This window comes from Pseudoxanthomonas sp. Root630 (genome assembly GCF_001427585.1).
GTDB lineage: Bacteria > Pseudomonadota > Gammaproteobacteria > Xanthomonadales > Xanthomonadaceae > Pseudoxanthomonas_A.
The window spans coordinates 133,521-158,330 of the sequence record NZ_LMGY01000020.1; the positions used below are offsets into that span (position 1 = coordinate 133,521).

The window sequence follows — 24,810 nt, forward strand, 5'->3', positions numbered from 1 at the left end:
GGATTACTGTTCCAGCACGCGGAACGTCAGCGTGTAGCTGTTGCTGTATTCGTCGACCGGCGCGCCGGCCGGTGCCTTGGTGCGATGGCGTGTCAGGGCGAGCCAGGTGCCGGCGCGCTCGAGCTTGAAGCTGGCCTTGCCCTGCGCATCGGTCAGTACCGTCACTACCTGCGGCTTGCGGTCCGACGTCCATACCGCTTCGGTGATCTCCACCTTCTGGTCGGCCAGCGGCTTGCCGTCGTACTGCACGGTGAACTCGAACGACTCGCCGACGAACAGATCGTTGGGGTGGGTGCTCGGCACCAGCTCGATGCCCTTGCCGCGCGGCTGCAGCGCGGCCTGCCCGGGTTCGCCGACGGTGACGTAGGTTTCCGCCAGCGTCAGCGACTGGAAGTTCGAGAGCACCTTCGCGCCCGCGGGGATCTTCGCCGCCGGATCACGCGAGCTTTCCTGCTTGCCATTGAGCTCCCAGGTGCGGAACAGCGCGCCCAGGCGCGGCCCGGTACTGAAGCGGTAGGTGCCGGTCGTGCCCTTCGGCAGGGTGTACTCGCCTACCGCGCGGACCTTCAGCAGCTGCACGCTGTCCAGTGCGGCTTCCTTGCCGTCGGGACCGGTCACGGTGAAGCGGCTGTTGTCGAACACCGTTTCCGGAACGAAGAAGGTCTCGGCGAACGCGGCATCCAGCGCGACGGTATCGCCTGCGCGCGGCGCGAACGTACTGGGAGCGAGGTAGGGCGTGTGGGCCGAAGCCGTTGCAGCGAAGACGCAGGCGAAAACGCCGGCGAAGAGGGGCGCCAGTCTCATGTGCGGGTCCTGTCAGGCGGTGAATCGCTGGCGGGACCGGGAGAGACGGCCGAGTGCTGGCTGAACGCGGGCAAGTATGACGATGAACGATCGACGGCACAACAGGATCGCGTGCATGCCGGGGCGCGACGCCCGTGCATGGCGTCGCCCGTCGCGATGCGAGGCCGCGCGATCAGGCGTCCGTATCGGTCGCCATCGTCGCGGCATGACCGGCGCCTTCGCCGTCGCGCATCAGCCGCGCCGCCATCCAGGCCGCCAGCAGCATCATCGCCATGCCGAACACGGCGATCGCACGCATCGCGCCGGTGAAGGCGGTGCGTGCGGTCTCCACGACCGCCGCGCCTGCCGATCCGCCCAGTTCGCTGCCGACGGCAACGGCGCCACCGAGCGTGGACAATGCACGGGCCGCGTCGTTATCGGCGAGCGAGGCGGGAAGGGCGGGATCCAGCCATAGCCGGTAGGCCAGCATGCCGGCGCTGCCCAGCAGGGCGATACCGAGCGCGCCGCTGAGTTCGGCGCTTGTCTCGGCCAATGCGGACGCGGCGCCGGCACGCTCCGGCGGCGCGGTCGTGATGATCAGTTCGTTGCCGACGGTGAACACCGGCGCCATGCCCAGGCTCATCGCCAGCATGCCGGCGATGAGGATCCACAGCCCGTACGGCGGCACCACCAGCGCGGTGATGCCGAAGCCGACGGCGGCGAGCAGCAGGCCGCGCACCATCACCCGGCGCGCGCCCCAGTGGCGCGCCAGCCGTGGCGCCAGCAGCGACCCGAACGTGAAGCACAGCGACCACGGCACCGTCGCGATACCGGCCTGCAGCGGCGTCAGCCCGAGCACCAGTTGCAGGTACTGGGTCATGAAGATGTACACGCCCATCATCGACAGGCCGGCGAGTGCATACGCGACGATGGCGGCCGAGAACGCCGGTCGCCGGAACAGCGCCACGTCGAGGAACGGATACGCCAGATGCTTCTGCCGACGGACGAACAGCACGCCGAGGGCGAGGCCGACCAGCAACACCGCGAATCCGCGTGGATCGATGCCGAACTCCGCGATGCGCTTCAGCCCGTAGACGACGGCCAGCACCGAGAACAGCGACTGCACCATGCTGAGCGGATCGAGCTCGCCAGCGTCCGGGTCGCGGTACTCCGGCAGCAGCTTCGGCCCCAGTACCAACAGCAGCACCATCACCGGCACCGCAGCGAGGAACGCCGCGCCCCACCACCACCATTGCAACAGCAGGCCGCCGACCAGCGGGCCGATGGCACCGCCCACCGAGAACGCCGCGATCCACACGCCGATGGCGAACTGGCGTTCGTGTTCGTCATGGAACATGTTGCGGATCAGCGACATCGTCGAGGGCGCCAATGTTGCGCCCGCCACGCCAAGCAACGCACGCATCGCGATCAGCATCTCCGCGCTGCGCGAGAACGCCGCGATCACCGAGGCCGCCGCGAACGCCGCCGCACCGATCAGCAACAGCTTGCGCCGGCCAATCCGGTCGCCCAGCGTGCCCATCGTGATCAGGAAGCCGGCGACCAGGAAGCCGTACACATCGACGATCCACAGCAGCTGGCTGGCGCTGGGGTCCAGCTCGGCGCTGATCGCCGGCAGCGCGAGGTTCAGCACGGTCAGGTCCATCGCATAGACCATGCAGGGCAGCGCGATGATGGCCAGCCCGATCCATTCGCGGCGGGTGGCCTTGGCAGGCGGGTTCAGAATCGACATGGCGGTCCGTCAGGTAGGCGTCTTCCCGTCCGACGAACGGGAAAGGCGATTCTCGACGAAGCCGCGGACAGGCGTCGCCCGCGATGTCCGCGACGGGCTCAGCGGATGATGAAGTCGATGAACCGGGCGACCTTCGAGTAGGGCGGCTTCAGCAGGTCGCTGCCGGCGCGTCGCGGCTGCCACAGCACCGGCAGCGCCTTGCTCATCGCATCGAAGCCGGCCCGCCCATGGTAGGCGCCCATGCCGCTGGGCCCGACGCCGCCGAACGGCAACGCGTTGATGCCGAAATGCAGCACCGTGTCGTTGACGGTCACGCCGCCGGCGAGCGTCTTCTGCAGGATCTTCTCCACCCGGTCGCGGTCGTGGCTGAAGGGATACAGCGCCAGCGGTCGGTCGTGCGCGTTCACGTAGGCCAACGCCTCATCCAGCGAACCGACGGTGCGGATCGGCAGGATCGGGCCGAAGATCTCGTCCTGCATCACCTTCGCCTCGTCACCCGGCTCGAGCACCAGCGCGGGCGCGAACAGGCGCTGTGCGCGGTCGTGGGCGGCGGCGAGCGGGATCACCTCGTATCCGCGCAGGCGCGCGTCGTCCAGGTAGCTGTCGAGGCGCGCGAACTGGCCGTCGTTGATGATGCGGGTGTAATCGCCGGCATCGGACAGGTCGCCGTAACGTGCCGCCACCTGTTCGCGCAGCGCCTGCACCAGCGCATCGCGCCGGCTGCGGCCCACCAGCAAGACGTAGTCCGGTGCGATGCAGGTCTGCCCACCATTGAACCACTTGCCGGTCGCCAGCCGCGCCGCGGCCTGTTCCACCGGATAGTCGTCGCAGACGATGGCGGGCGACTTGCCGCCGAGTTCCAGCGTCAGCGGGGTCAGGTTCGGCGCGGCGGCCGCCATCACCTTGCGGCCCACGGCGGTGGAGCCGGTGAACACCAGGTGGTCGAACGGGAGCGCCGCGAACGCGGCCGCCACGTCGGCACCGCCGGCCGCGACGGTGACGCGTTCCAGCGGAAAGACTTCCGCCAGCAACGAGCGCAGGAATTCAGTGGTGTGCGGCGTGTGCTCGGACGGCTTCAGGTAGACGTGGTTGCCGGCGGCGATGGCCGTCGCCAGCGGGATCAGGGCGAGATTGACCGGATAGTTCCACGGCGAGATCACGCCGACCACGCCAACCGGCGCCTGCCGCACTTCGGCACGCGCGGGCCAGAAACGCCAGCCCACGCCGACGCGTTTCGGCTTCATCCACCGGCGCAGGTGCGAGGCCAGGTGGTCGATCTCGTTGAGCACCGTCATGCCGTCGGCGATCAGCGACTCATGGCGCGAGCGGTGGCCGAAGTCGGCGGCGACCGTGTCGGCCATTTCCGGCAGGCGACGCTTCAAGGCATCGCGCAGCCGCCGCAGATCGTCGCGGCGCTGGGCGTAGTCCGGCTTGCGGGCCTGCCAGGCTTGGCGCAAGCGTTCCAGCGTCGGCGCCAGGTCGGCCACCTGCGTGTCGCGCAGGGTGTGGCCACCCGGTGGCGGCGCGGCGGGCTCACCTCCCGCCGTGGTCGCCGTGATCGCGGCATTGGCGGCGGTGATGGCCGCGTTCGCGGCGGTGGTGGCGGCATGCGGAAAGGTCGTCATCGCCCGAGTGTATGCCTTCCCCTGCGAGCGGGCGCACTACAATCCCGGCATGACCGACACTCTGACCGCCCTGCGCCCCTATCTTGGCCGCTTTCCCGTCCTGGGCCCGCGGGTCTACGTCGATCCGGCCGCCACCGTGATCGGCGATGTGGAACTGGCCGAAGACGCTTCAGTCTGGCCGGGCACCATCCTGCGCGGCGACGTCAACTTCATCCGCGTCGGCGCACGCACCAACGTGCAGGACGGCACCATCGTCCACGTCAGCCACCACAGCCCGTACAACAAGGCCGGCTATCCCACGCTGATCGGTGCCGACGTCACCATCGGCCACGGCACCATCATCCATGCCTGCACGATCGAGGACCTGTGCCTGATCGGCATGGGCGCCTGCATCCTCGACGGCGCCACGGTGAAGAAGTACGGCTTCCTCGGTGCGGGTGCGGTGCTCGGCCCCGGCAAGGTGGTGGGCGAAGCCGAACTGTGGCTGGGCAATCCGGCCCGCTTCGCCCGCATGCTGACCGAGAAGGAAATCGAGAGCCTGCATTACTCGGCCGGGCATTACGTGCGGTTGAAGGATCATTACCTGCAGCCAACACCGCCAACGGCATGATGGTCGCGGCGCATCCCGCGCCGCCTGGGAGATCCGCATGGCCTGGAAACCGCACGGTTACACCTCCGCCGCCCCGTATCTGGTCGTCGACGGCGCGCAGCGCACGCTGGATTTCCTCGCTGCGGTGTTCGATGCAAAGCCGCTGCGCCTGCATCCGATGGGTGATCGCCTCGGACATGCGGAAGTCCGCATCGACGACACCGTGCTGATGCTGGCCGACGGCATGGAAGGCTGGCCGGCCATCGCCAGCCATGTGCATGTCTACGTGCCGGACGTCGATGCCACCTGGGCGCGCGCGCTGGCCGCCGGCGCCGAACCGGTGCAGCCGCCGGAAGAGAAAGGCGACGGCGACAGGCGTGGCGGTTTCCGCGATGCCGGCGGCACCACGTGGTGGATCTCGACGCAGGTGGCGTGAGCGGCAGCGGTCAGCGCGTCGGCGGCAGCCCGCGTTCGACGGCCCGCAACAGCAACGCGGTGGCCAGCGCCGCGGCCAGGATCACGAGCAGGGTGATGCCTACCCGGCCATAGCCCAGTGTGTCCGCGTTGAGGAACGGATACGGATACCAGCCGGTCAGCGCGCCATGCGCCATCGTGTAGGCGAGCCACGCCACCGGCCACGCGAAGGCCCAGCCGACGGTACGCAGGTCGATGCGCGGGCGCGGGCCCAGCAGCAGCCAGCCCGCGAGTGTCCACACCGGCGAAAACTGGTGGAAGCCGGCATTGATCCAGAGCCCGATGCCGGTGTGCTGCACGAGTCCGGCCAACAGGGTGGCGGCCACCACGCCGGTCACGGCGATGCCGAGCAACGCATCCAGCCGCAGTACCCGCCACAGGGCGCCGTCCCGCTGCGGATCGACGGCCAGGCTGACCGCGGCGGCCAGCACCAGCAGATTGCTCTGCACCGTGAAGTAGCTGAAGAAGCGGAGCAGCCGGGTCGGCAGCGCCACCGGGACCGCGGCGGTCGTGGTGTTCACGTCCTGCCCGCCGGAGACCAGCAATACAAGCTGCGCGACGATCGTCGCGCCGACGACCAGGGCCAGGATCAGGTTCCAGGTGCGCTGCATGCGGGGTCTCCACCGTGGAGCGGGCGCTGGAAGGGTGCGGTCGCCTGTTCGAGTGCGGCCAGCAACGCCATCGCTTCCTGTCGGCTATGGCCGCACATGTCCGGGCCGGGCTTCAGCGTGCCGCAGAACGCCGGCCGTTCCGGTCGCCCGAACAGCCGGCAGCGCAGTGCGTCGTCCAGTTGCACGCACGGGATGCCTGCCGGCTTGCCATGCGGCATGCCGGGGATCGGCGAGGTGATCGACGGCGCGGTGCAACAGGCCGCGCAGCCCGATCGGCAGGAGAAGACCGTGTCCACGGGGGCGGAGTGTAGTGCGGCTGGGCAAGCGTGGCGCGTCCGGCTAAAGTCGGCGGGTACAGGGGATCCCGCATGGAAAGCGCCGACGAGCAAGGCAATCCGTATGCCGCGCCAGCGACCGTCATCGCCACGGTCGCGGAGGATGTGCCGCGCGTGTTGGCGGGCCGTGCGGAACGCCTGGGAGCCGTCATCGTGGACAACCTCATGGCCAGTGCCCTCCTGTTTCCCGGCTACATGCTGCTGCTGGAAGCCGCGCCCGAGTGGACGCACGTGCTGGTGCCCGCCGCCTGGGTGGCGACGCCGCTGGCCCTGGTGCTGGTCGGCATCAACGTCTTCCTGCTGGTCCGCGATGGACAGACCGTGGCCAAGCGATGGTTGGGTCTCCGCATCGTGCGCGCGGATGGCACGCGTTGCGCCGCCGCCCGGCTGCTGGGGCTGCGCTACGTCGTGCCGACCCTGATCGCGGTACTGCCCTGCATCGGCCCGCTGTTCTCGCTGGTGGATGCGCTGACGATCTTCCGCGAGCAGCGCCGGTGCCTGCACGACGACATGGCCGACACGATCGTGGTGCGCGCCTGATGCTGGATACCTACCGCGAAGTCGTCACGCCCGAAGGCGTTCCCCTTCATCTGCCTGCCGCCGGTCCGGTGCCGCGCGCGCTGGCGTGGAGCATCGACTTCGCCATCCGCCTCGGCGTGCTGAGCATCCTGGGCACCGTCCTGGCGTTGCTGGGCCAGGCGGGCGTGGGGTTGTATCTGATTGGCCTGTTCCTCATTTTCTGGGCCTATCCCATCGTGTTCGAAGCGGTGTGGAACGGGCAGACGCTGGGCAAGAAGGCGCTGGGCCTGCGCGTGGTGTCGGCCGATGGCGCACCGGTGGGCTGGTTGGCGGCCATCACCCGCAACCTGCTGCGTACCGTGGACATGCTGCCGTTCGGCTACGCCGCGGGACTGGTGGCATGCCTGACCGACACGCATGCGCGCCGCCTGGGCGACATGGTCGCCGGGACACTGGTGGTGCACACCGTGGGCGAACGCGAGCATGTGCCGGCACCGGCGAACGAGATCTTCGCGCTGCCTGCGGGCCTGTTGCCCGAGGAGCAGGGCGCGGTGGTGGCCTTCGGCGAGCGCGCGCCACAGCTGACGCCCTCGCGACAGGAGGAACTCGCCAACCTCGTGGCGCCGGTCACCGGTGCGCGCGGCCAGGTCGGCGTGCAGCGCCTGTACGGCATGGCCAACTGGCTACTGGGGCGGCGATGAGGCAGGAGCAGTTCGTCGCCCGCCACCAGGCGGAATGGCTGGCCTTCGAATCCTGGTTGCAGGCGCGCGGCGAGAGTGCGCGGCGCGCGCGCAAGGAGCGGAACGCCGGCGTACTGACCGATGAAGACGTCCCCGCGCGCTACCGGCGTATCTGCCAGCAACTGGCGCTCGCGCGCGCGCGCGGCTACAGCCCGGTGGTCGTGGACCGGCTGCAGGCGCTCATGCAGCAAGGCCATGGCGTGCTCTACCGCACGCCCGCGCCGCGCTGGCAGCGTGCGATGCGTTTCCTGCTGGCGGATTTCCCGAAGCTGGTCCGCAGCGAGGCGGGCTGCATGGCCGTGGCCGCGGTGGCGTTCGTGTTCCCGCTGGTGCTGATGTTCGTGCTGCTGCAGGTGCGCCCCGAACTGGTGTACAGCATCGCCTCGCCCGCGGACGTGCAGGGATGGGAGCGCATGTACGACCCCGGCGATCCGCGACATGCGCTGGGCCGCGAAAGCGGCACCGACTGGCAGATGTTCGGCGTCTATATCTGGAACAACATCAGCATCGGCCTGAAGACCTTCGCCGGCGGCCTGGTGGCCGGGGTGGGTGCGTTGTTCGTGCTGATCGCCAACGGCATCGGCATCGGCACGGTGTTCGGGCACCTGCACCAGATCGGTTCCGGCGATCCGCTGTGGCGTTTCGTCTGCGGGCATGCGCCGTTCGAACTCACCGCACTGGTGCTGGCCGGCGGTGCCGGCCTTCGGCTGGGACTGGCGCTGATCGCACCGGGCCGACACCGGCGCATCGATGCGCTCGCCATCGCCGGCAGGAAGGGCGCACGGCTCTGCCTCGGCGTGGCCTTCATGCTGCTGGTGGCGGCGTTCATCGAGGCATTCTGGTCTTCGACGCAATCCATCCCTGCGGTGGTCAAGTACAGCGTGTCCGGCGTGCTGTGGACGCTGGTGGCGCTGTGGCTGGGCCTGGGCGGACGCGGAGTGGCCGATGAGGATTGAAGAACTCACCGTCCGCCTGCGCGCGCGTTCGGGCTGGGAAGCCATCGAGCTGGGCATGGCGCTGGTGCGCCGGCATGCCGCGGCGATCTGGAAGCCCTGGTTGTGGCTGACGCTGCCGGTGTTCATCGCGCTCAACCTGGGCGCGTGGTGGCTGGACATGTTCTGGCTGGCCGCGCTGCTGATGTGGTGGCTGAAGCCCGCGTTCGACCGCGTGCCGCTCTACGTCATCTCGCGCGCCGTGTTCGGCAGCGTGCCGGATACCCGCGATACGTTGCGCGCGCAACGCCAGTGGGGCCTGCGGACGATGTTGCACCTGCTCACATGGCGCCGCCTCAGCCCGGTGCGTTCCCTCTACCTGCCGATCGACCTGCTGGAAGGCGTGCAGGGCGAACGCCTCGGGCAGCGCCGTCGCGTGCTGGGCGGCCAGGCCTACGGCACCGCCTTCCTGCTGACGCTGGCCTGCCAGATGTTCACCCTGGTGCTCGTGCTGGGCGGCGTGGTCGCCGTGCTGGTCTACCTGCCGCGGGACCTGCTGCCCGACAGCATGCAGGCGGCCTTCCGGATCATGGCGATCGAATGGCCGGTGTGGCTGCACCTGGCGTGGAATGCGTTGTTGTGGGCGGCGATCAGCGTGACCGAGCCGTTCTTCATCGGCGCGGGTTTCGGGCTGTACCTCAATCGCCGCACCGAGATCGAAGCCTGGGACGTGGAAATCGTGTTCCGCAAGCTGCGCGCGCGGCTCGCGGCGGCGGCGCCGGTGCTGCTTGCCGCCGTGCTGCTGGCGGGCCTGCCCGGCCATGCCGGTGCGCAGGAACGCCATGGCGCACCGCGGCCGACGGTGCCGGCCACGGAAGCAACGCCCGACAAGCCGACGCCCCCCACATTGCCGATCGTGTTCGCCGACCAGCGCGTCGACGAGCGGGCCTTCCGCGAGGCGGCCGACCGCGCGTACCGCGACCCGCTGCTGGAACGCAAGCACATCCAGGGAAGCTGGGAGCCGCGGAAGAAAGCCGAAAAGAAGAAAGACGACGGCCTGCGCGACAACGCCCTCCTGGCGGGCCTGGGCAACGTGCTCGCCTTCATCGGCGAGTGGGGGCTGTGGCTGGTGGTTGGCGTGCTGGTCCTCGTGCTGCTGGCCACCGCGCGTTACTGGTGGCCGTGGATGCGCGGCATGGGCCGCGCGCCGGCGCCGTACCGCGAGAGCCCGCAGGTCGAGGCGCTGGTGCTGCCGGAGGCGTTGCCCGATGACATCGCCACCGCCGCGCGCGCGCTGTGGCGCGAAGGGCGTCCGCGGCATGCGCTGGCGCTGCTCTACCGCGCGAGCGTGGAGAGCATGAGCGCCCGCGCGGAGATCGCGTTGCCGCCGGGCGCGACGGAATCCGAATGCCTGCGCGCCTCGCGGCGCATGCCGCGGGCCGAGGACCGCCAGGCGTTCGCGCTCATGGTCCGCGTGTGGCAGTACGCGGCGTACGGCCAGCGTCTGCCGGCCGACAACGAATTCGATGCGCTGGTGGGCGAACTGCAGCTGCGCTACGGGTGGGCGTCATGACCGCCGCGCGTCGCAATGGCCGCATCGTCGGTGGCGGCCTGGTCGTGTCGTTCGTGCTGCTGGCGCTGGTGGTGATCTGGTTCCGCCACACGTACGTCCGCGTGGAGAAGACGCTGTACCTGCCGCCCAGTGGCGAAGCGGCGTACAACCCGCTCTACGCGCTGGCCCGCACGCTCGAGGCCGATGGGGTCGAGGTCAACGCGCGCCAACGCCTGATGCTGGACGACAACGCGCTCGGCGCGCGCGACACGCTGCTGCTGTTCAACGATCCGCGTGCGCTGTCGCCGACCGAAACCGAGCGGTTGCTCGCATGGGTGGAGCAGGGCGGACACCTGATCGTGCGCACGCCGATGCGCAGTTTCGAGGACGGCCTGGCCGACGGCGACGTCCCGCACACGGAACTGCTGGACCAGCTCTCCGTATGGCTGGTCGAGGAAGATCCCGATTGCGAGGCCTTCCAGGTGGAAGGCGAAGGCCATCACGTCGAGTTCTGCCGGGGCCGCCGCTTCGCGTTCGACGGCGTGGTGCCCGAGCTCTCGTGGGGCAATCTGCAGGCGGGCTACGTCTACGCGCGCGTGGCGCATGGACGTGGCAAGGTCGATGTCCTGGCCGACCTGGATTTCCTGGTGAACACGGGCGAACGCGGGGGCATGGACGGATCGGTCGAAGCCGCCCCCGAGGGCGGGCTGCGCGACGGCCCCCATCGCGCGTTGGCGCGACAGGTGCTGGCCCCCAACTACGGCCGGGGCACCATGCACCTGGTCTATGCGGCGGAGATGCCCACGCTATGGCGCACGCTGCTGCTGCGCGGCTGGATGGTGTGGATTCCGCTGATGCTCGCGCTGGCCGCCTGGCTGTGGATGCGCATGCAGCGCTTCGGTCCGCCCGTGCCGTCGCCGGCCGGCGAGCGTCGGTCGCTGCTGGAGCACGTGCGCGCCAGCGGCGAACACCTCTACCGCTATGGCCGGGGCGTGATGCTGTACAGCGCGGTGCGCCAGGCGTTCCTCGCGCAGCTGCGCCGGCGCGATCCCGTCGCTGCCGCACTCAGCGGCGACCCCCAGATCGAGGCCGTCGCTGCACGCACCGGCCTTCCCGCCGAGCGCATCCGCACGGCCCTCAACGCGCCCGCCTCGCACGACCGGAAGGCGTTCCGCGACCGTATTTCCCTGCTGATCCAACTGAGAAACCGCCTATGAACGACGAGACCGCCGCTGCGCCTCCCGCGCTCCCGCCGACGCCCGGCAACGCGTTGTCGGCCCGCGCCGACGCCGTGCGCGACGAAGTGGCCAAGGCCTTCATCGGCCAGGCCGACGTGCTGGACCAGATCCTGATCGCCCTGCTCGCCGGCGGCCACGTGCTGATCGAGGGCGTGCCCGGCCTCGGCAAGACGCTGCTGGTACGCGCGCTGGCGCAGGCGCTGGAACTGACCTACGCGCGCGTCCAGTTCACCCCCGACCTGATGCCGAGCGACGTCAGCGGGCATGCGGTGTACGACCCGAAGACCGAGAGCTTCAAGATCCGTCGTGGCCCGGTGTTCACCAACATCCTGCTCGCCGACGAGATCAACCGCGCGCCGGCCAAGACCCAGGCCGCGTTGCTCGAAGTGATGCAGGAAGGCCAGGTGACCATCGAGGGCAAGTCCTTCGAACTCTCGCCGCCCTTCATCACCCTGGCCACGCAGAACCCGGTGGAGCAGGAAGGCACCTATCCGCTGCCGGAAGCGCAGCTGGACCGCTTCCTGCTGAAGGTGCTGATCGACTACCCCGCGCTGGAGGACGAGAAGCGCATGGTCGATGCGATCACCACCGGCCGCACCGCCGCCGACTTCGACCTGTCGAAGGTCAAGCGCGTGCTGGGGCCGGACGACATCATCGCGATGCAGCGCGACACCGCCGCCGTGCAGGTGGACGAACAGGTGATCGACTACGCCGTGCGCATCGTCGCCGCGACGCGCAAGTGGCCGGGCATCGCACTGGGTGCGGGTCCGCGCGGCAGCCTGGCGCTGGTGCGCGCGGCGCGCGCGCAGGCCGTGCTGCAGGGGCGCGACTTCGTCACGCCCGACGACATCCGCGACATCGCGCGGCCGGCGTTGCGCCACCGCATCACCCTGGCCCCGGAACTGCAGATCGAGGGCCAGTCGCCCGACGACGCCCTGCGCGCGCTGCTCGCCAAAGTGGATGCGCCGCGGAAATGAGCCTGTGCCGCATCCGTGACGCCATGGCGCGCGCAGCGGGCGGATCGCGCGCGTGAGGCCTGCGCCGCTCCTGATCCTGCTGCTGGCCGGCTGGGGCTTGGCCGGACTCGCCGTGCCGTTCCTCGGCTGGCCGTTGTGGCAATGGCAGGTGGCCGGCGCCGTCCTCGCCGTGGTGGCCGCGTTCGATGCCTGGTGGTTGCGCGGACGGCCCACGCCCGAGGTGGTGCGTGAAGTCCCCGAGGCGCTGCCGCTGGGGATCGAGCGCGAGGTCGGGTTGCAGCTGGAATCCCACGTGCGGCAGCGGGTGGAGGTGTTCGACCTGCATCCCGGCGGCTGGGTGGCGTCCGGGCTGCCGCACCGCCTGCAGTTGGCGCCGCTGTCGGCCACGCGCATCACCTACCGCCTGCAACCGAATGCGCGCGGCGATGCCACCTTCGATGGCGTGATGCTGCGCCTGCGGTCCCTGCTGTGGCTGTGGCGGCACGTACGCGTGGCCGGCGCGCCGCAGCGCGTGCGGGTGTATCCGAACTTCGCCCCGCTGACGCGCTTCGCGCTGTTCAGTGCCGAACAGGCGTCGCGCCTGGTGGGTGCGCACCTCAAGCGTCGGCGCGGCGAAGGCACCGACTTCCACCAGATGCGCGAGTACCGCGTCGGCGACAGCCTGCGCCAGATCGACTGGAAGGCGACCGCGCGCTCGCGCAAGTTGATCTCGCGCGAATACCAGGACGAGAAGAACCAGCAGCTGGTGATGCTGATCGACACCGGCCGCCGCATGATGGCGCGCGAGGACGCGCTGGGCCATTTCGACCACGTGCTCAACGCGTCGCTGGTGGTGTCCTACCTGGCGCTGCGGCAGGGCGATGGCGTGGGCCTGCTTGCGGCGGGCGGGGATCGCCGCTGGGTGGCGCCGCAGCGGGGCATGGGCGCCATCGACACGTTGCTGCGCGCGAGCTACGACCTGCAGCCGCGCGCCGTCGCCACCGATTACCTGGCCGCGGCGACCGAATTGAGCCTGCGCCAGCGTCGTCGCTCCTTGGTCATGCTGGTCACCAACGTGCGCGACGAGGACATCGAAGACCTGCTGGCGGCCGTGCGCCTGCTCCAGCGCCGCCACCTGGTCTGCGTGGCGAGCCTGCGCGAGACCTCGCTGGACGACGCCCTCGGCGACGAGGTGCGCGACCTGCAGGGCGCGATCCATGCCGGTGCCGTCGCGCGCTACCTGGAACAGCGCAAGGCCGCGCACGAAGCGCTGCGCAGCCATCGGGTGATGGTGCTGGATGTGACCAGCGACGAGCTGCCCGCCGCCCTGGTGGAACGCTACCTGGCGGTGAAGCGGGACGGCGTGCTGTAGTGGCACGCATGCGTACGAAGGCGATTCCCCTGCTCGTGATGGCGGTCTGCGCGCCGGTCTTCGCGGCCGATGCCGCGGATGTCGAACGCATCCGCCTGCAGTCCCGTGATGCGGTGCTCGAAGTCACGCCGGCGCTGGGTGGACGCGTGCTCGCCTTCGGCCTGGCCGGGCGTCCGAACCTGATCAAGGTCGGCGATCCCGTCGTGTCGCAGCCGACGCCCGAGGTGTCGGCGACCGCGGACGATATCGGCTACCTCGGCCACGATGTCTGGCTGGGCCCGCAGAGCGGCTGGTGGTCCGATCAACACGTGAATCCTGCGCGCCGCGCCGCGCGCGCCGTATGGCCGCCGGACCCCTACCTGGCGTTCGCACAGACCCGGGTGGTGGCGCAGTCGCCGGAGCGGCTGGTGCTGGAAGGCGTCGACAGCCCGGTCACCGGCGTGCGGCTGCTGAAGTCGTTCGCCTTCGATCCCGCCGATCCGGCCACCCTCGAAGTCACCGCGCTCGCGCGCAACATCCGCGACCGCTCCATTGCACGCGACCTCTGGTTCAACACCCGCACCTCGGCCGCCACGCGCGTCTACGTGCCGGTCGCCGATGTCGCCGACGTCCGCGTCGAAGCCGTGAAAGCGATGGCGCCCGCGTGGCGCATCGACGCGGGGGTGTTCTCCTTCCTGCCGCCATCGACGGCGAGCACCGCGCGGCGCGGCAAGGTGCTGTTGCAGCCCTCGGCGGGATGGATGGCCGGGTTCGCCCATGGCCAGGCGTTCGTCATCCGGTTCGATCATCGGCCGCGCCGCGACATCCATCCGCAGCAGGGGCAGGTGGAGCTCTACCTCGACCACGGCGCGGACATCGCCGCCGGCCTGCTGGAGATGGAAGTGCATGCGCCATACCGCACGCTGGCGCCGGGCGAGGCCATGCAGGCGCGCGAGCGCTGGACCGTGCTGCCGTATGACGGCGCGGATACGCCGCAGGCGCACCTCGCTTTCCTGTGCGGCCGCATGCAGGTGTGCGCGGCACCCGCGGCGGACTGAAGCCTCAGCGCGCTGCGTCGATGCCCTTGCCGGTCGCGGCCCACCAGAGGCCGCCGTACAGGTGTTCCAGGTACAGCGGATCGTCGTACAGCGCCGGTGTGTGGCCCAGTGCCGTCACGAACACGCGCCCGCCGTCATAGCGGTGGTACCACGCCACGGGATGGTGCTCGCCCATGCCCTTGGCGGTCTGCCCGGGCCAGATGCGGGAGGGGTCGTACGTCGCTTCGTCCACGCTCAGCACCGTGCGCAGGCCGCGCGTGACCGGCGCGTTGAACTCGTACCACTCGTCCGTCCACACCCAGCGCGCGGGCAGGCCGAAGGCCGCGGGGAACGCGGCATCCTCCACGCGCACGGTCGCCGTCTGCACCATCGGATGGATGCGGAACGTGCGGCCGATCAGGCGTTCGAACCACGGCCACTCGCCCGGCGGGTTGAAGATCAGGGCGCGATGCACCGCGACCACGCCGCCGCCCTTGCGCAGGTACGTTTCGAAGTTCGTGCGCTGCGCGCCCTTCAGTTCATCGCCCGGCGTGTTGAGCAGCACGATCGCGGCGTACGGCGACAGATCGCCATCGAAGGGCGCGCTGTTCCAGGACCAGGTCAGGTCGAAGCCATGCCGCTGCGCCATGCGCTCGAACTGCGGTTTGGCGACCACGGCGTAATCGTGGTGGTAGCGGTTGGGGATGGCCACCACCAGCACCTTGAACTGGCCCTGGGCGAGAGCGATGCCCGGCAGCAGGGCCGCCAGGCAAGCGAGGAGGATCAGCAGGCGTCGGGTCATGCCGTGATGCTAACGGTCGGTGCCGCACACGGCACGCGTGCAGCTATTCCGATTCGCGCCGCGGGTATGCGGTTATCGCCTAGGCGGGTGCGCGGGCCGCCTGCATCGCCTTGCTGGCGCCCCAGGCCAGCATCACCAGGCCCGCCGCGGACACTACGCCGAGCAGCATGCCGACCGCGCCGAACAGCGACACCATCCCGCTGATCGAGCTGTAGCCATCGGCGGCGCTGTGGATCAGCCAGGCCTGCCAGACGCTCATCAGGCCGCGCAGGACGGTCGCCGCCAGCATCAGTCCCGTGCCCGCCAACGCGAGCGTGCGGCCCGGCGCGGCGGGTGCCCACATCAGCAGCATCGCGACGCCGGCCACGCAGGCCAGCAGTTCGGGAAGCTGGTAGCCCAGCATCGTCAGCAGTTGGGTGAGGAAGCCGTCCATGCATCATTCCTTCGTGTGGAGTGGGAATTTGAGCGAACTGACCGTCAACAACGGGCTTGCCCCGAGCAGTAACAGGAGCGCCGCGTCGCAGGCGGCCAAAGTTTGTTGAGCGTGGTCGAATTCATCGAGACGGTCGAGGGCGACCGCCGCGTTGATGCCGGCGCCGTGCTCGGCGGCCGACGCAGGTTGCAGCAAGTGAAGGGTCAGTGCGGATTGCCCCCACCCGATCCAAAGCGCATTGGCCCCGAGTGCGAACAACAGCAAGGCGCTGGCGCGGTTTCGCAGCCTTAGGTGGAGTAGCAGGCAGGCTGCGGGAAACGTCAGCAGGGCGATGGCATAAAGGACCTGGATCCAAAGATCCATAGCCGGTGTCCCCTCAATCCGCCGTCACCAGCACCTTGTCCCTGTCGCGCAGCGCGGCATAGACCGCATCGGTTTCCGGGCGGACGCCGTGCCAGTGCTCGAACGCTTCGGCGGCCTGTTCGACCAGCATGCCCAGACCGTCAACGGCGTCGTGGCAGCCGGCCGCGCGCGCCCAGGCGAGGAAGGGGATGGCCGCTTCGCCGTAGTTGAGGTCCACCGCCAGCGTGCGTGGTGTGGCCAGGCCGAAGGGCAGGGTGAATTCGCCCTGGTCTTGGCGTGCGGCCGAGGTCGCATTGATGATCAGCGAGAAGTCGCCGAGGTTGCGCAGGTCGTCCCAGTAGCGCGAATGCGCGCGATCCGGTTCGCCCAGCGCATCGGCGAGCGCATCGGCGCGCTCCGGCGTGCGGTTGACGATGATGAGTTCGCTGACGCCGGCATCCAGCAGGGCCGGGGCGACGCCGCGCGCCGCGCCGCCGGCGCCGATCATCACCGCGCGCCGCGCCCGCAGGTCCAGGCCATGGCGGCCGGTCAGGTCGCGCACCAGGCCCGCGCCATCGGTGTTGTCGCCATGCCACTGGCCATCGTTGCGCGTGAGCGTGTTGACCGCGCCTGCGCGCCGCGCGCGGTCGGTGGCCTGTGCGCAGATCGCGAATGCGGCTTCCTTCAATGGAAGCGTGACGTTGGCGCCCGCACCGCCGTCACCGGCGAACCGGTCCAGCGTGGCGACGAAGTCGTGCGGTGCGGTGTCGATCGCCGTGTATTCCAGCGCAATGCCGACCTGCCGCGCGAAGGCCGCGTGGATGCGGGGCGATAACGAATGGGCGACGGGATGGCCGAAGACGGCGTAGCGATGGCTGGACATGGCATTGGACCCCGTCGGAAAAAGAATGGGTTGCCGCAGGGGCGCGCCGGGAACCTGGAGGGCCGCTGCCGCTTCGATCCGAGTCTACCGCGCACGGCCGCCGGCTTGACAGGCGGCCGTATCGGGCCGCACTGTGCCGCCGCCGAAGGGGGCGCCAGGGATCAAGGCGACAGGCAGGCGGGGCTGGGGAGCCCGGCCGCCATCCATCGAACTCTGCAGCTGCGAGGACGCTCGCCGACCACAGCGGTCGGACAGGATGCCCACGCACGCGTGCCCTCCGGTCGTATCCGCAACACACCATCCACCCCGCCGGTACCGCAAGGACGCGGGGACATCACCATGACCGAAAGGGGAAATCCGATGAAGCCGCTGTTCCGTTGCCTGCCGTTCGCGTTGGTCGCCTTCACCCTCCACGCCCAGGCCCAGTCCGTCTCGCCTGCCTACGACGCCTTCCGCAAGAAGGAAACGCCGGCCCCGGCGCCTGCCCAGCCTGCGCCGTCGTCGGCGCAGACCGTTGCCGCGCCGCCGGCCCCCGCTCCGGTCGCAACGCCGGCCCCCGCGCCTTACGTGGCACCGGCCGCTCCGCCCGCGCGTGAGCAGGACAACGGCGGCTTCTTCGTCGGCGCGCAGGTCGGCCAGGGCTGGATCTATGACGACGTGGAACAGGACGCCGTCGCCGTGAGCGCAGGCTACCGCTGGCAGGCCGGTCCCTGGACCCAGGTGGGCGTGGAACTGTCGGGTGGCCGACTGGACGAAACCACCGATGGCGGCTTCCGCTTCCCGAAGGCGACCTACAAGGCCGTGGGCGCGAATGCCCGCATGAACTTCGGCGAGAGCCCGTGGTTCGCGGTCGTCCGCGGCGGCTACTTCGATGCGGAGCAGGACTTCCCGGGCGGTGGCGACTTCTCCACCGACGGCGGCTATGCGGGCTTCGCGATCGGTGTGGACATCAATCGCCATCTGAACGTCAGCCTGGGCTACACGGCCTTCATCTACGCCGACGAGTACTACTACGACGACTGCGACGACTACAGCGATTGCGAGTTCAATCGTGCCGACACGGTGATGCTCGGCCTCGAAGCGCGCTTCTGATGCTGTAACGGAAACGGGAGCCGAAAGGCTCCCGTTTCTCCATGCAGCCGGCGCGTGTCAGGCGTCGCGCAGCCAGCGCGCCGCATCCAGCGCGAAGTAGGTCAGCACGCCATCGGCGCCCGCGCGCTTGAACGCGGTCAGGGCTTCCAGCGCGCAGGCCTTTTCGTCCAGCCAGCCGTTCGCGGCGGCGGCCTTGATCATCGCGTACTCGCCGCTGACCTGGTACGCGAACGTCGGCACGCCGAACTCGTCCTTCACCCGGCGGATCACGTCCAGGTACGGCAGGCCCGGCTTGACCATCACCATGTCGGCGCCTTCATCCAGGTCCAGCGCGATCTCGTGCAGCGCTTCGTTCGAGTTGGCCGGGTCCATCTGGTAGGTGAACTTGTTGCCCTTGCCCAGGTTGCCGGCGCTGCCCACCGCGCTGCGGAACGGGCCGTAGAACGCGCTCGCGTACTTGGCGGCGTACGACATGATGCGCGTGTTGATGTAGCCCGCCTTCTCCAGCGCCTCGCGGATCGCGCCGATGCGGCCGTCCATCATGTCGCTGGGCGAGAGGATGTCCACGCCCGCGGCGGCGTGGGCGAGCGACTGCTTGACCAGTGCTTCGATCGTCTCGTCGTTGAGGATGTAGCCGGCGTCGTCGATCAGTCCGTCCTGGCCGTGCGTGGTGTACGGGTCCAGTGCCTGGTCGGTCATCACGCCGAGTTCGGGGAAGCGCGTCTTCAGCGCGCGGATCGCGCGCGGGATGATGCCGTCTTCGTCCCAGGCGATGCGGCCATCGGCGGTCTTGGCCGCCGGGTCCGGCACGCCGAACAGATCCAGCACGGGCACCCCGAGTTCCAGCGCTTCTTCGCCCACGCGCAGCAGTTCATCGATGGAGAGCCGCTCGACGCCCGGCATCGACGCCACCGGCACCCGACCTTTCTCCTCGTGCACGAACACGGGATAGATCAGGTCGTTGGTGGTCAGCACGTTCTCGCGCATCAGGCGGCGGGAGAACTCGTCGCGGCGCATGCGGCGCGGGCGGGTGTAGGGGTAGGCCATCACGGGCTCCTGGCAGAGCGCCGCATGATACGCCCGCAAGGCCTGGCGCGACCTGCGACCGGCGGTCGCAGCGCGGAACGCGGTGTCTGGCGGGGCGTCAGAAGACGCCGCCGCCCAGCGACAGGCGGACGATGCCCACGATGATGACGATCCCGTTGAGCACCAGCCCGGCCTTGGCGCGGCCACGGTTCTCGGCACGGGTGAACAGGATGCCGACCGCCGCGATGATCGCGCCGACGGCAGCGAAGGGAATCACCAGCCAGTTCGCGGCCCCGAGCAAGGGGATGAGGGCGAGGATCATGAGCACCATCGCCACGATGCCCCACAGCAGGCTGATCAATCCCATCGATGCGTCCTTCCGGCTCGGCCCGCGACGCGGCGCCTCATGCCTGCACTATGCGGACGCCGCCGCGGCGCTTCAAGCACCGACGCCGTGCATGCCTTCGATCTCGACCAGCAGTTCGCGGCGGCAGACGTCCGCATGCAGCATCAGCCATGGCACGCGCGTGCCCAGCCGGGCCTCCAGTTGTGCGGCGACGGCATCGGCATCCGCCTCATCGCGCACGTACACCTTGAGCCGCGAGGTGCCGTCGAGGTGCGGCGACAGTGCCGGCATCCGCTCGCGCGCGGCGCCCAGCAGGCTGTCGAGATTGGTCAGCGTTTCATCCAGCTGAGCGCGCAGCGAGTCGGCGTGCTGCGACGCATGCCCGACGATGCTCGCCGTGCCGGACAGCAGCAGCGGCACCTGCGGCGAGGGGGGCAGCAGGGCGCGTGCGAAGCTCGGCGACTGCGGGCCGTACTCGCGCGGATACCGGTAGGCGCTGACCTGGCGCGGATTCTCCAGCGGCAGGCCGGGTTCGCGCGCGGCCAGCCAGTACACCTGCAGCACGCGACGACCGTCGCGACTGCCTATCGCGGTGGCCGCGGGCAGCGTGCGCGTGTCCACGTCGCCCAGGCCCTGCACGCGCCCCACGCAGAACTGCCGGTAGCGCTCGGTGTCGCCTTCGCCCAGGGTGATCGCATCGAAGTAGTTCCAGATGCGCAGCAGGTGCGGGTAGCCGCTGTCGCGCCAGAACGCCACCATGGCCGCATAGGCATGGGCGCTGGCATGCAGGATGCCGCCTTCGGGCTCTTCCCACTCCATGACGCCGAACATCAGCGCGCCATCGTGGCTGTAGCGGATCGCGCCTTCGCGTCCGGTCGCCACCGGGCCCGCCGAGCGCCACACTTCGTAGGGGGCCGCGGCTTCGCGCAGGGGCGACAACGGCACGTGCAGGTAGCGAGCGTCGTCGATGGCGGCCGACGACGGGGCGAGCGTGCCGAAGCCGAACACGGCCAGCGTCTCGGGCATGCCGAGCAGCGCCTGCGGCGTGGGGGCGTGGATGTAGTCGACAGCCAGCCGCTGCGGCGCGGGCGGGAGGTCGGGAGCGGAGCTCATCGTGCGGGAAACAGGCGCATGGTCAGGGCGAAATGATAACCCGCCGTCCCGCGACGCCGCCCGGCGGCGGGATATGCCAGTATTCAGCCGGTGCGGCGGAAGATCGCCGCAAGGCCACCGGGAGAAGCCGCCATGTCGTTCCGTACCGCCGCCATCGCGTTTGCCGTCCTGCTCGTCGCCGGGTGCGCCGGCAGTTCCAAGGTCATGCTGGGCCAGGCGCGCGCGCCCATCGACCCCGCCCAGGTGCAGATCTACCGCACGCCACCCGTCGGTGCGCTGGAAATCGCACAACTCGAATCCAAGAGCGCCGTCGGCTTCGGCACGCAGGGCCAGACCGACGCCGCCGTCGCGCGCCTGAAGCGCGAAGCCGCCGCCCTCGGAGCCAACGGCGTCGTGCTGCTGGGCGTGGGTTCCAGCGGCTCGCCGGTGGGCATGTCGGTAGGCGCAGGCAGCTACGGCCGCCACTCGGGCGGCGGCTTGAGCATGGGCATCCCGACCACCCAGAAACAGGCCGCGGGCGTGGCGATCTACGTGCCGCCGGGCACGCCGGTGGATCCGTCCATCGTGGTGCCGGCAACGCCGCCGAAGGCGAAGTAAGTCGGTCTTCCACCCTGGCCTCGCGGGCCGGGTGGCGTTCGTGCGCGATAGCAGGCAGCATCGGCCCGGGACGGATACCGATGGGGTGCGGCATGGGGAGTCGGCGCGTCGTGGCGTGCGGTTGGCTGTTGGGTATGGCGAGCTGGTCCTTTGCCGTGCAGGCGGTGGAACCGCCGGTTGAAGCCGACTTTTCGTACGCGGCGATCGAGCTGGAGTTCGCCGAGCCGATGCAGATCTGGGACAACCAGATACACCGGGATCTGGTGCGCACGACCCCCCATCTGCCGCTGACTTGCCACTGGAGCGGCGACGTCCTCCTCGAGTGCGCGATCGAGCCGCCGGCGAAGGCGAAGCCCGCCACCCGTTATCGCATCGAACTCGGCCCTGGCCTGCTCACCCAGGAGGGCAGGCTGTTGGGTAGGCAGGTGCTGCACGCCGAAACCGAGCGCCCGTCCTTGCATGCCTATGTGGACCGGTGGGAAGAGGGCATGCCCCACTTCAACATCATCGGCAACATGGCGATGGCAGTGGAGGAGGTGCGTGCGGTACTGCATGTCCGCGATGGCGAGCGGGCGGTGCCTTACACACTCGAACCCCTTCCGCGATACGCCCACGAAGATGACGAGCGCCGCTTCCTGTTGCGCCTGTCGGGCGATGTCGGGCCCGACGCCCGGCTCGACCTCCGTGTCGCGCCGGGTCTGCGAAGTCCGGACGGTGCGTTGCGCGGAGAACAGGACGAATCGCTGCTCGGCGTGCACGTCAACGAAACATTCCGCGTGCGCAGTGTGGCATGCCAGCAGCGCGACGATGTCCACGCCTGGACCGTAGAGGGCGCGCGCGCGTCACTCGACTGCCTGCCGGGCGAGCCGATCGTCCTGACGTTCTCGCAGATGCCCGACGACGCATCGCGTGCGCACTTTGCGCAGCGCCTGCCTGCAGGCATCGCGCTGGGCGAATGGCGCGAAGGCAGCCCCGACTACCGGCGTGGCGGGGAGAAGCGGGACCTGCTCGCATCGGGCGCCATGCTCCGGCTGACCGTCGCGAAGGCCAACACGCGCGTCGCACTGGCGCTGGACGGCCTGGCCACGGCGGCGGGCCAGACGCTGTTGCCGCTGACGCTCGATGTGCGCACCACCGATGCAAGACCCATGCTGGAGGCGCGCGGCGAACGTGTCCTGCTGGATGGCGACGCGCTCCCTGCGGGCCGTTTGCAGGGCGTCAATGCCACCGGGACACGCCTGCGCGTCACCGCCCTGGGCCGCGATCTGCTCACGGACGACGTCAGGGTGCCGGCAGCAGAACCCAACACGAAGGTGACGGTACCGTCGGAGGCGGATGATCGCGTCCTCCGCGAGGGAGGATGGACGCGATGGGCCGTCCAGATTGCGGATGCGCGGCAAGCGTCGTATGCACGCCATCGAAGTGGCGTGGAGTTCGCCGCGCCCGACTTCGACCTCGCCGTGTGGGCGGGCCGGCGCGAAGTGATCGCCTGGGCGCAGCCATGGTCGGAGCAGGGAGCGATCGTCGGCGCACGTGTGGAGCTCGTGACCCAGGCATCACCCCAAGCGCTGCCGCAGACGACGGTCGAGGCACAAACCGATGGAGATGGCGTCGCACGGCTGTCGCTGCCGGAGGGCTACGTGCTTCCGGAAACGACCGATGGCGCGTATCCCCGTTGGTGGGTGCGGGCCACGCACGGCCGGGGCGGCAAGGCTGAGCGCGCAGTGTTGCCGTTGAGCGGGGGCTATGGCCTGACGCTAGGTTCGGCGCCACGTCGCTACCTGTGGGGCGTCAGTGATCGCCCGCTGTATATCGCCGGTAGTACGGTGCAATACCAACTGTGGCAACGCGCGCGCGTGGGGGGGCGTCTGCAGCACATCGTGCAGCCGGCCCCACTGGCGCTGGCGCTGCTATCCGTCGAGGAAGAGAAAACCCTTCTGCAATGGCAAGCGACGCCCGATGCGGACGGCGTCATCCATGGGGCATTGGCGTTGCCAGTGCACCTGACCGATGGCACCTATTGCATCGGCATGGCGGATGCCGATGAAGAAAGCGGCGCCTGCTTCTTCGTGGGGACTTACCGCGCGCAAGACCTGTGGGTGCGTGCCGAAACGGAGGCGCATGTGCTCGGAGAGGGCGAGACGTTCGTGTTCGACGTCGAGGCCGGCTACTACTCCGGCGGGCCCGCCGCCGCCATGCCGCTCGAACGGATCAGTACGATGCTGACCGGACTGCCACTGAACGAAGCCTATCCCCGGTATGCGGACTATGCCTTCATCGATGTCTGGTCCGGCCTGGGTCGTGGCGGCGTGGCGCTGGCGCCGACGGCGACCCGGTTCCGGACGGATGCAGACGGCAAGGCGCGCATCGCGTTACCGATCGCGTTTCCGGCACGGAACGACGCCGATCTCGAGCCGCCCGCTTTCGGCACGCTGCAGGCCGTGGTGGAGGTGAAGCCGAGCGAGCGGGAAAGCACCGTGAGCAACGCCGCGAAAGTCCGCTATGCCCGACACGCGCGATACGTGGGTCTGCGCAGCGAGCCACGCTGGTGGGATGGCGCGACACCGCTGCAGTTGCAGGCCGTCGTGATCGACGCGCAGGGCGATGCCGTCGATGCGGCATCCGTCGAGGTGCAGGTCGACTATCTCGGCGAGGGCTGGACGGAGCGGGAGGACAAGGCCGGCCAGCGCGTGGCGAGCTGCGTGCTGGTCGCAGGCCAGCCCTCCGCGTGCGAGGTGCCGCGCAAGCAGAGCGGCCGATACCGCCTGGTTGCGCGCAGCGGCGATGCCGCGCCTGCGACGATGACCCAGTATGTGTGGGTAGGGGGCGCGGGTTCGATTGCGTCGCGCGAGATCAGGTTGGCGCAAGCGCGTGGCGAACGGGTGGCAGGCGAGCCTCTTACCGTCGAATTGACCCAGCCGCAGCCGGAGGCCACCGCGCTGTTCGTGTTCCGCCAGCATGGCGCGCTGATCGGTCATCAGGTCGCCGATGTCCGCGCGGGAACCCAGGAGGTCGTGCTGCACCTGCCGCCTGGCACCCAGGGCGCGATCCACGTCGGCGTGCATATCCGCGATCGCCACGACGTCACTGCGGCGGCGCCTGGTTACCGGACGCCGATCCCGATGCGCAGTGCCGGCATCGACGTCACGCTGGCCCGGCCCGACGGTGCGCGGACGCTGAAGGTGTCTCTGCACGCGGAGGACGCGCGCCCCGGACAGCCTGCACGCCTGGTGCTGACCAATGCCGGCGACCGGCCGCGACAGGTGGCCGTGGCCGTCACCGACGACGCGTTGCGCGCGATGGCGGGCGAGTGGCTTGCTTATGCCGACCCGTGGGGGCCTCACTGGCTGGGTCGCGAACCCGGATACGAGTACGGGTGGTCGACCGGCTTCCATCAATGGCTCAATCACCGGTGGACCTGGTCGCTGCCCTGGCCGTCGTCATCGGGAGAGCAAACCGAACGCTCCCAATCGGTGAAGTCGAAGTCAGCCCAGTGGAATTCGCCGCTGCCTCCTCCGCCCGGGGCGCCGCTGATGAGTCTCGCCGAAGCGCGTCCTAGCGACATTGTGTCCCCGCCATCGCCTGCCGCACCCCCGGCCCAGGCGCCTTCCGACGGCTTCGGTTCCTTTGGCGAGACCGGGGGCTCGACACTCGACAGGATCCAGGTCACCGGCTCGCGCATCG

Annotated in this window: 24 protein-coding genes and 1 pseudogene; 13 read left to right on the plus strand and 12 right to left on the minus strand. The window is 69.6% G+C overall.

Annotated elements, in window-relative coordinates:
* Window positions 1-3: 3 nt before the first annotated feature.
* From ASD72_RS19245 to ASD72_RS19255, 3 genes are all read right to left on the minus strand, one after another.
* Window positions 4-804, minus strand: a complete 801-nt coding sequence (locus tag ASD72_RS19245) for a DUF4198 domain-containing protein (RefSeq protein ID WP_056881591.1) — start codon at window positions 802-804, stop codon at window positions 4-6.
* Window positions 805-976: 172 nt separating this feature from the next.
* The gene (locus tag ASD72_RS19250) at window positions 977-2,533 is read right to left on the minus strand and encodes an MFS transporter (protein WP_155944759.1); all 1,557 of its coding nucleotides are present in this window, start codon (window positions 2,531-2,533) and stop codon (window positions 977-979) included.
* A 98-nt stretch (window positions 2,534-2,631) separates the two neighbouring features.
* Window positions 2,632-4,158, minus strand: a complete 1,527-nt coding sequence (locus tag ASD72_RS19255; RefSeq protein WP_081420473.1) for a coniferyl aldehyde dehydrogenase — start codon at window positions 4,156-4,158, stop codon at window positions 2,632-2,634.
* A gap of 61 nt (window positions 4,159-4,219) precedes the next feature.
* Here ASD72_RS19255 and ASD72_RS19260 point away from each other — a divergent pair, with 61 nt between their 5' ends.
* Window positions 4,220-4,768: a gamma carbonic anhydrase family protein gene (locus ASD72_RS19260; protein ID WP_056881643.1), complete on the plus strand. Its 549-nt coding sequence runs from the start codon at window positions 4,220-4,222 to the stop codon at window positions 4,766-4,768.
* A 37-nt stretch (window positions 4,769-4,805) separates the two neighbouring features.
* Window positions 4,806-5,183, plus strand: a complete 378-nt coding sequence (locus tag ASD72_RS19265; RefSeq protein WP_056881592.1) for a VOC family protein — start codon at window positions 4,806-4,808, stop codon at window positions 5,181-5,183.
* Between the two features lie 10 nt (window positions 5,184-5,193).
* Here ASD72_RS19265 and ASD72_RS19270 read toward each other — a convergent pair whose 3' ends face one another.
* Together ASD72_RS19270 and ASD72_RS19275 are read right to left on the minus strand one after the other, a co-directional pair.
* Entirely contained in the window at window positions 5,194-5,832 is a 639-nt protein-coding gene (locus tag ASD72_RS19270; RefSeq protein ID WP_056881593.1) for a Pr6Pr family membrane protein, read from the minus strand.
* Window positions 5,811-6,128 (minus strand): YkgJ family cysteine cluster protein, encoded by a 318-nt coding sequence (locus ASD72_RS19275; RefSeq protein WP_081420475.1) that lies wholly within the window; start codon window positions 6,126-6,128, stop codon window positions 5,811-5,813. Before ASD72_RS19275 ends, ASD72_RS19270 begins: the two co-directional genes overlap by 22 nt.
* A gap of 72 nt (window positions 6,129-6,200) precedes the next feature.
* On the opposite strand from ASD72_RS19275, the gene ASD72_RS19280 reads away from it, so the two are divergent.
* The 8 genes from ASD72_RS19280 to ASD72_RS19315 are packed head-to-tail and all read left to right on the plus strand — an operon-like array spanning window position 6,201 to window position 14,513.
* Window positions 6,201-6,707: an RDD family protein gene (locus ASD72_RS19280; protein ID WP_056881595.1), complete on the plus strand. Its 507-nt coding sequence runs from the start codon at window positions 6,201-6,203 to the stop codon at window positions 6,705-6,707.
* On the plus strand, window positions 6,707-7,387 hold the full coding sequence (locus tag ASD72_RS19285) for an RDD family protein (protein WP_056881596.1): 681 nt from the start codon (window positions 6,707-6,709) through the stop codon (window positions 7,385-7,387). The genes ASD72_RS19280 and ASD72_RS19285 overlap by 1 nt, the downstream gene beginning before the upstream one ends.
* Window positions 7,384-8,382, plus strand: coding sequence for a stage II sporulation protein M (locus ASD72_RS19290; RefSeq protein WP_056881597.1), 999 nt, complete (start codon window positions 7,384-7,386; stop codon window positions 8,380-8,382). The genes ASD72_RS19285 and ASD72_RS19290 overlap by 4 nt, the downstream gene beginning before the upstream one ends.
* Complete coding sequence (locus ASD72_RS19295; RefSeq protein WP_056881598.1) at window positions 8,372-9,931, plus strand: DUF4129 domain-containing protein; 1,560 nt, start codon at window positions 8,372-8,374, stop codon at window positions 9,929-9,931. Before ASD72_RS19290 ends, ASD72_RS19295 begins: the two co-directional genes overlap by 11 nt.
* Window positions 9,928-11,127 (plus strand): DUF4350 domain-containing protein, encoded by a 1,200-nt coding sequence (locus ASD72_RS19300; protein ID WP_056881644.1) that lies wholly within the window; start codon window positions 9,928-9,930, stop codon window positions 11,125-11,127. The genes ASD72_RS19295 and ASD72_RS19300 overlap by 4 nt, the downstream gene beginning before the upstream one ends.
* The gene (locus tag ASD72_RS19305; protein WP_056881599.1) at window positions 11,124-12,125 is read left to right on the plus strand and encodes a MoxR family ATPase; all 1,002 of its coding nucleotides are present in this window, start codon (window positions 11,124-11,126) and stop codon (window positions 12,123-12,125) included. Before ASD72_RS19300 ends, ASD72_RS19305 begins: the two co-directional genes overlap by 4 nt.
* A gap of 52 nt (window positions 12,126-12,177) precedes the next feature.
* On the plus strand, window positions 12,178-13,476 hold the full coding sequence (locus tag ASD72_RS19310) for a DUF58 domain-containing protein (protein ID WP_056881600.1): 1,299 nt from the start codon (window positions 12,178-12,180) through the stop codon (window positions 13,474-13,476).
* Window positions 13,477-13,484: 8 nt separating this feature from the next.
* Window positions 13,485-14,513 carry a DUF4380 domain-containing protein gene (locus tag ASD72_RS19315; protein ID WP_056881645.1) on the plus strand — a complete coding sequence of 343 codons (1,029 nt, stop codon included), beginning with the start codon at window positions 13,485-13,487 and terminating at the stop codon, window positions 14,511-14,513.
* 4 nt (window positions 14,514-14,517) lie between these two features.
* On the opposite strand, the gene ASD72_RS19320 is transcribed toward ASD72_RS19315, so the two are convergent.
* The 4 genes from ASD72_RS19320 to aroE form a co-directional block, all read right to left on the minus strand.
* On the minus strand, window positions 14,518-15,294 hold the full coding sequence (locus tag ASD72_RS19320) for a ThuA domain-containing protein (protein WP_056881601.1): 777 nt from the start codon (window positions 15,292-15,294) through the stop codon (window positions 14,518-14,520).
* A 79-nt stretch (window positions 15,295-15,373) separates the two neighbouring features.
* Window positions 15,374-15,727, minus strand: a complete 354-nt coding sequence (locus tag ASD72_RS19325) for a hypothetical protein (protein ID WP_056881602.1) — start codon at window positions 15,725-15,727, stop codon at window positions 15,374-15,376.
* Between the two features lie 3 nt (window positions 15,728-15,730).
* On the minus strand, window positions 15,731-16,090 hold the full coding sequence (locus ASD72_RS19330) for a hypothetical protein (RefSeq protein ID WP_056881603.1): 360 nt from the start codon (window positions 16,088-16,090) through the stop codon (window positions 15,731-15,733).
* 13 nt (window positions 16,091-16,103) lie between these two features.
* Entirely contained in the window at window positions 16,104-16,952 is an 849-nt protein-coding gene (gene aroE / locus ASD72_RS19335) for a shikimate dehydrogenase (RefSeq protein ID WP_056881604.1), read from the minus strand.
* A 360-nt stretch (window positions 16,953-17,312) separates the two neighbouring features.
* Here aroE and ASD72_RS19340 point away from each other — a divergent pair, with 360 nt between their 5' ends.
* Window positions 17,313-18,044, plus strand: coding sequence for an outer membrane beta-barrel protein (locus tag ASD72_RS19340; protein WP_056881605.1), 732 nt, complete (start codon window positions 17,313-17,315; stop codon window positions 18,042-18,044).
* A 57-nt stretch (window positions 18,045-18,101) separates the two neighbouring features.
* On the opposite strand, the gene hemB is transcribed toward ASD72_RS19340, so the two are convergent.
* The 3 genes from hemB to ASD72_RS19355 form a co-directional block, all read right to left on the minus strand.
* Window positions 18,102-19,091, minus strand: coding sequence for a porphobilinogen synthase (gene hemB / locus ASD72_RS19345; RefSeq protein ID WP_056881606.1), 990 nt, complete (start codon window positions 19,089-19,091; stop codon window positions 18,102-18,104).
* A 97-nt stretch (window positions 19,092-19,188) separates the two neighbouring features.
* Window positions 19,189-19,437, minus strand: coding sequence for a hypothetical protein (locus ASD72_RS19350; RefSeq protein ID WP_056881607.1), 249 nt, complete (start codon window positions 19,435-19,437; stop codon window positions 19,189-19,191).
* A gap of 72 nt (window positions 19,438-19,509) precedes the next feature.
* Window positions 19,510-20,442 carry a pteridine-dependent deoxygenase gene (locus ASD72_RS19355; RefSeq protein WP_235578067.1) on the minus strand — a complete coding sequence of 311 codons (933 nt, stop codon included), beginning with the start codon at window positions 20,440-20,442 and terminating at the stop codon, window positions 19,510-19,512.
* A gap of 219 nt (window positions 20,443-20,661) precedes the next feature.
* Between ASD72_RS19355 and ASD72_RS19360 the strand changes: the two genes are divergently transcribed.
* Window positions 20,662-21,126, plus strand: a complete 465-nt coding sequence (locus ASD72_RS19360) for a hypothetical protein (protein WP_056881609.1) — start codon at window positions 20,662-20,664, stop codon at window positions 21,124-21,126.
* 3,500 nt (window positions 21,127-24,626) lie between these two features.
* A pseudogene (locus ASD72_RS21600) lies at window positions 24,627-24,740 on the plus strand (energy transducer TonB); the annotation flags it as partial.
* Between the last annotated feature and the right edge of the window lie 70 nt (window positions 24,741-24,810).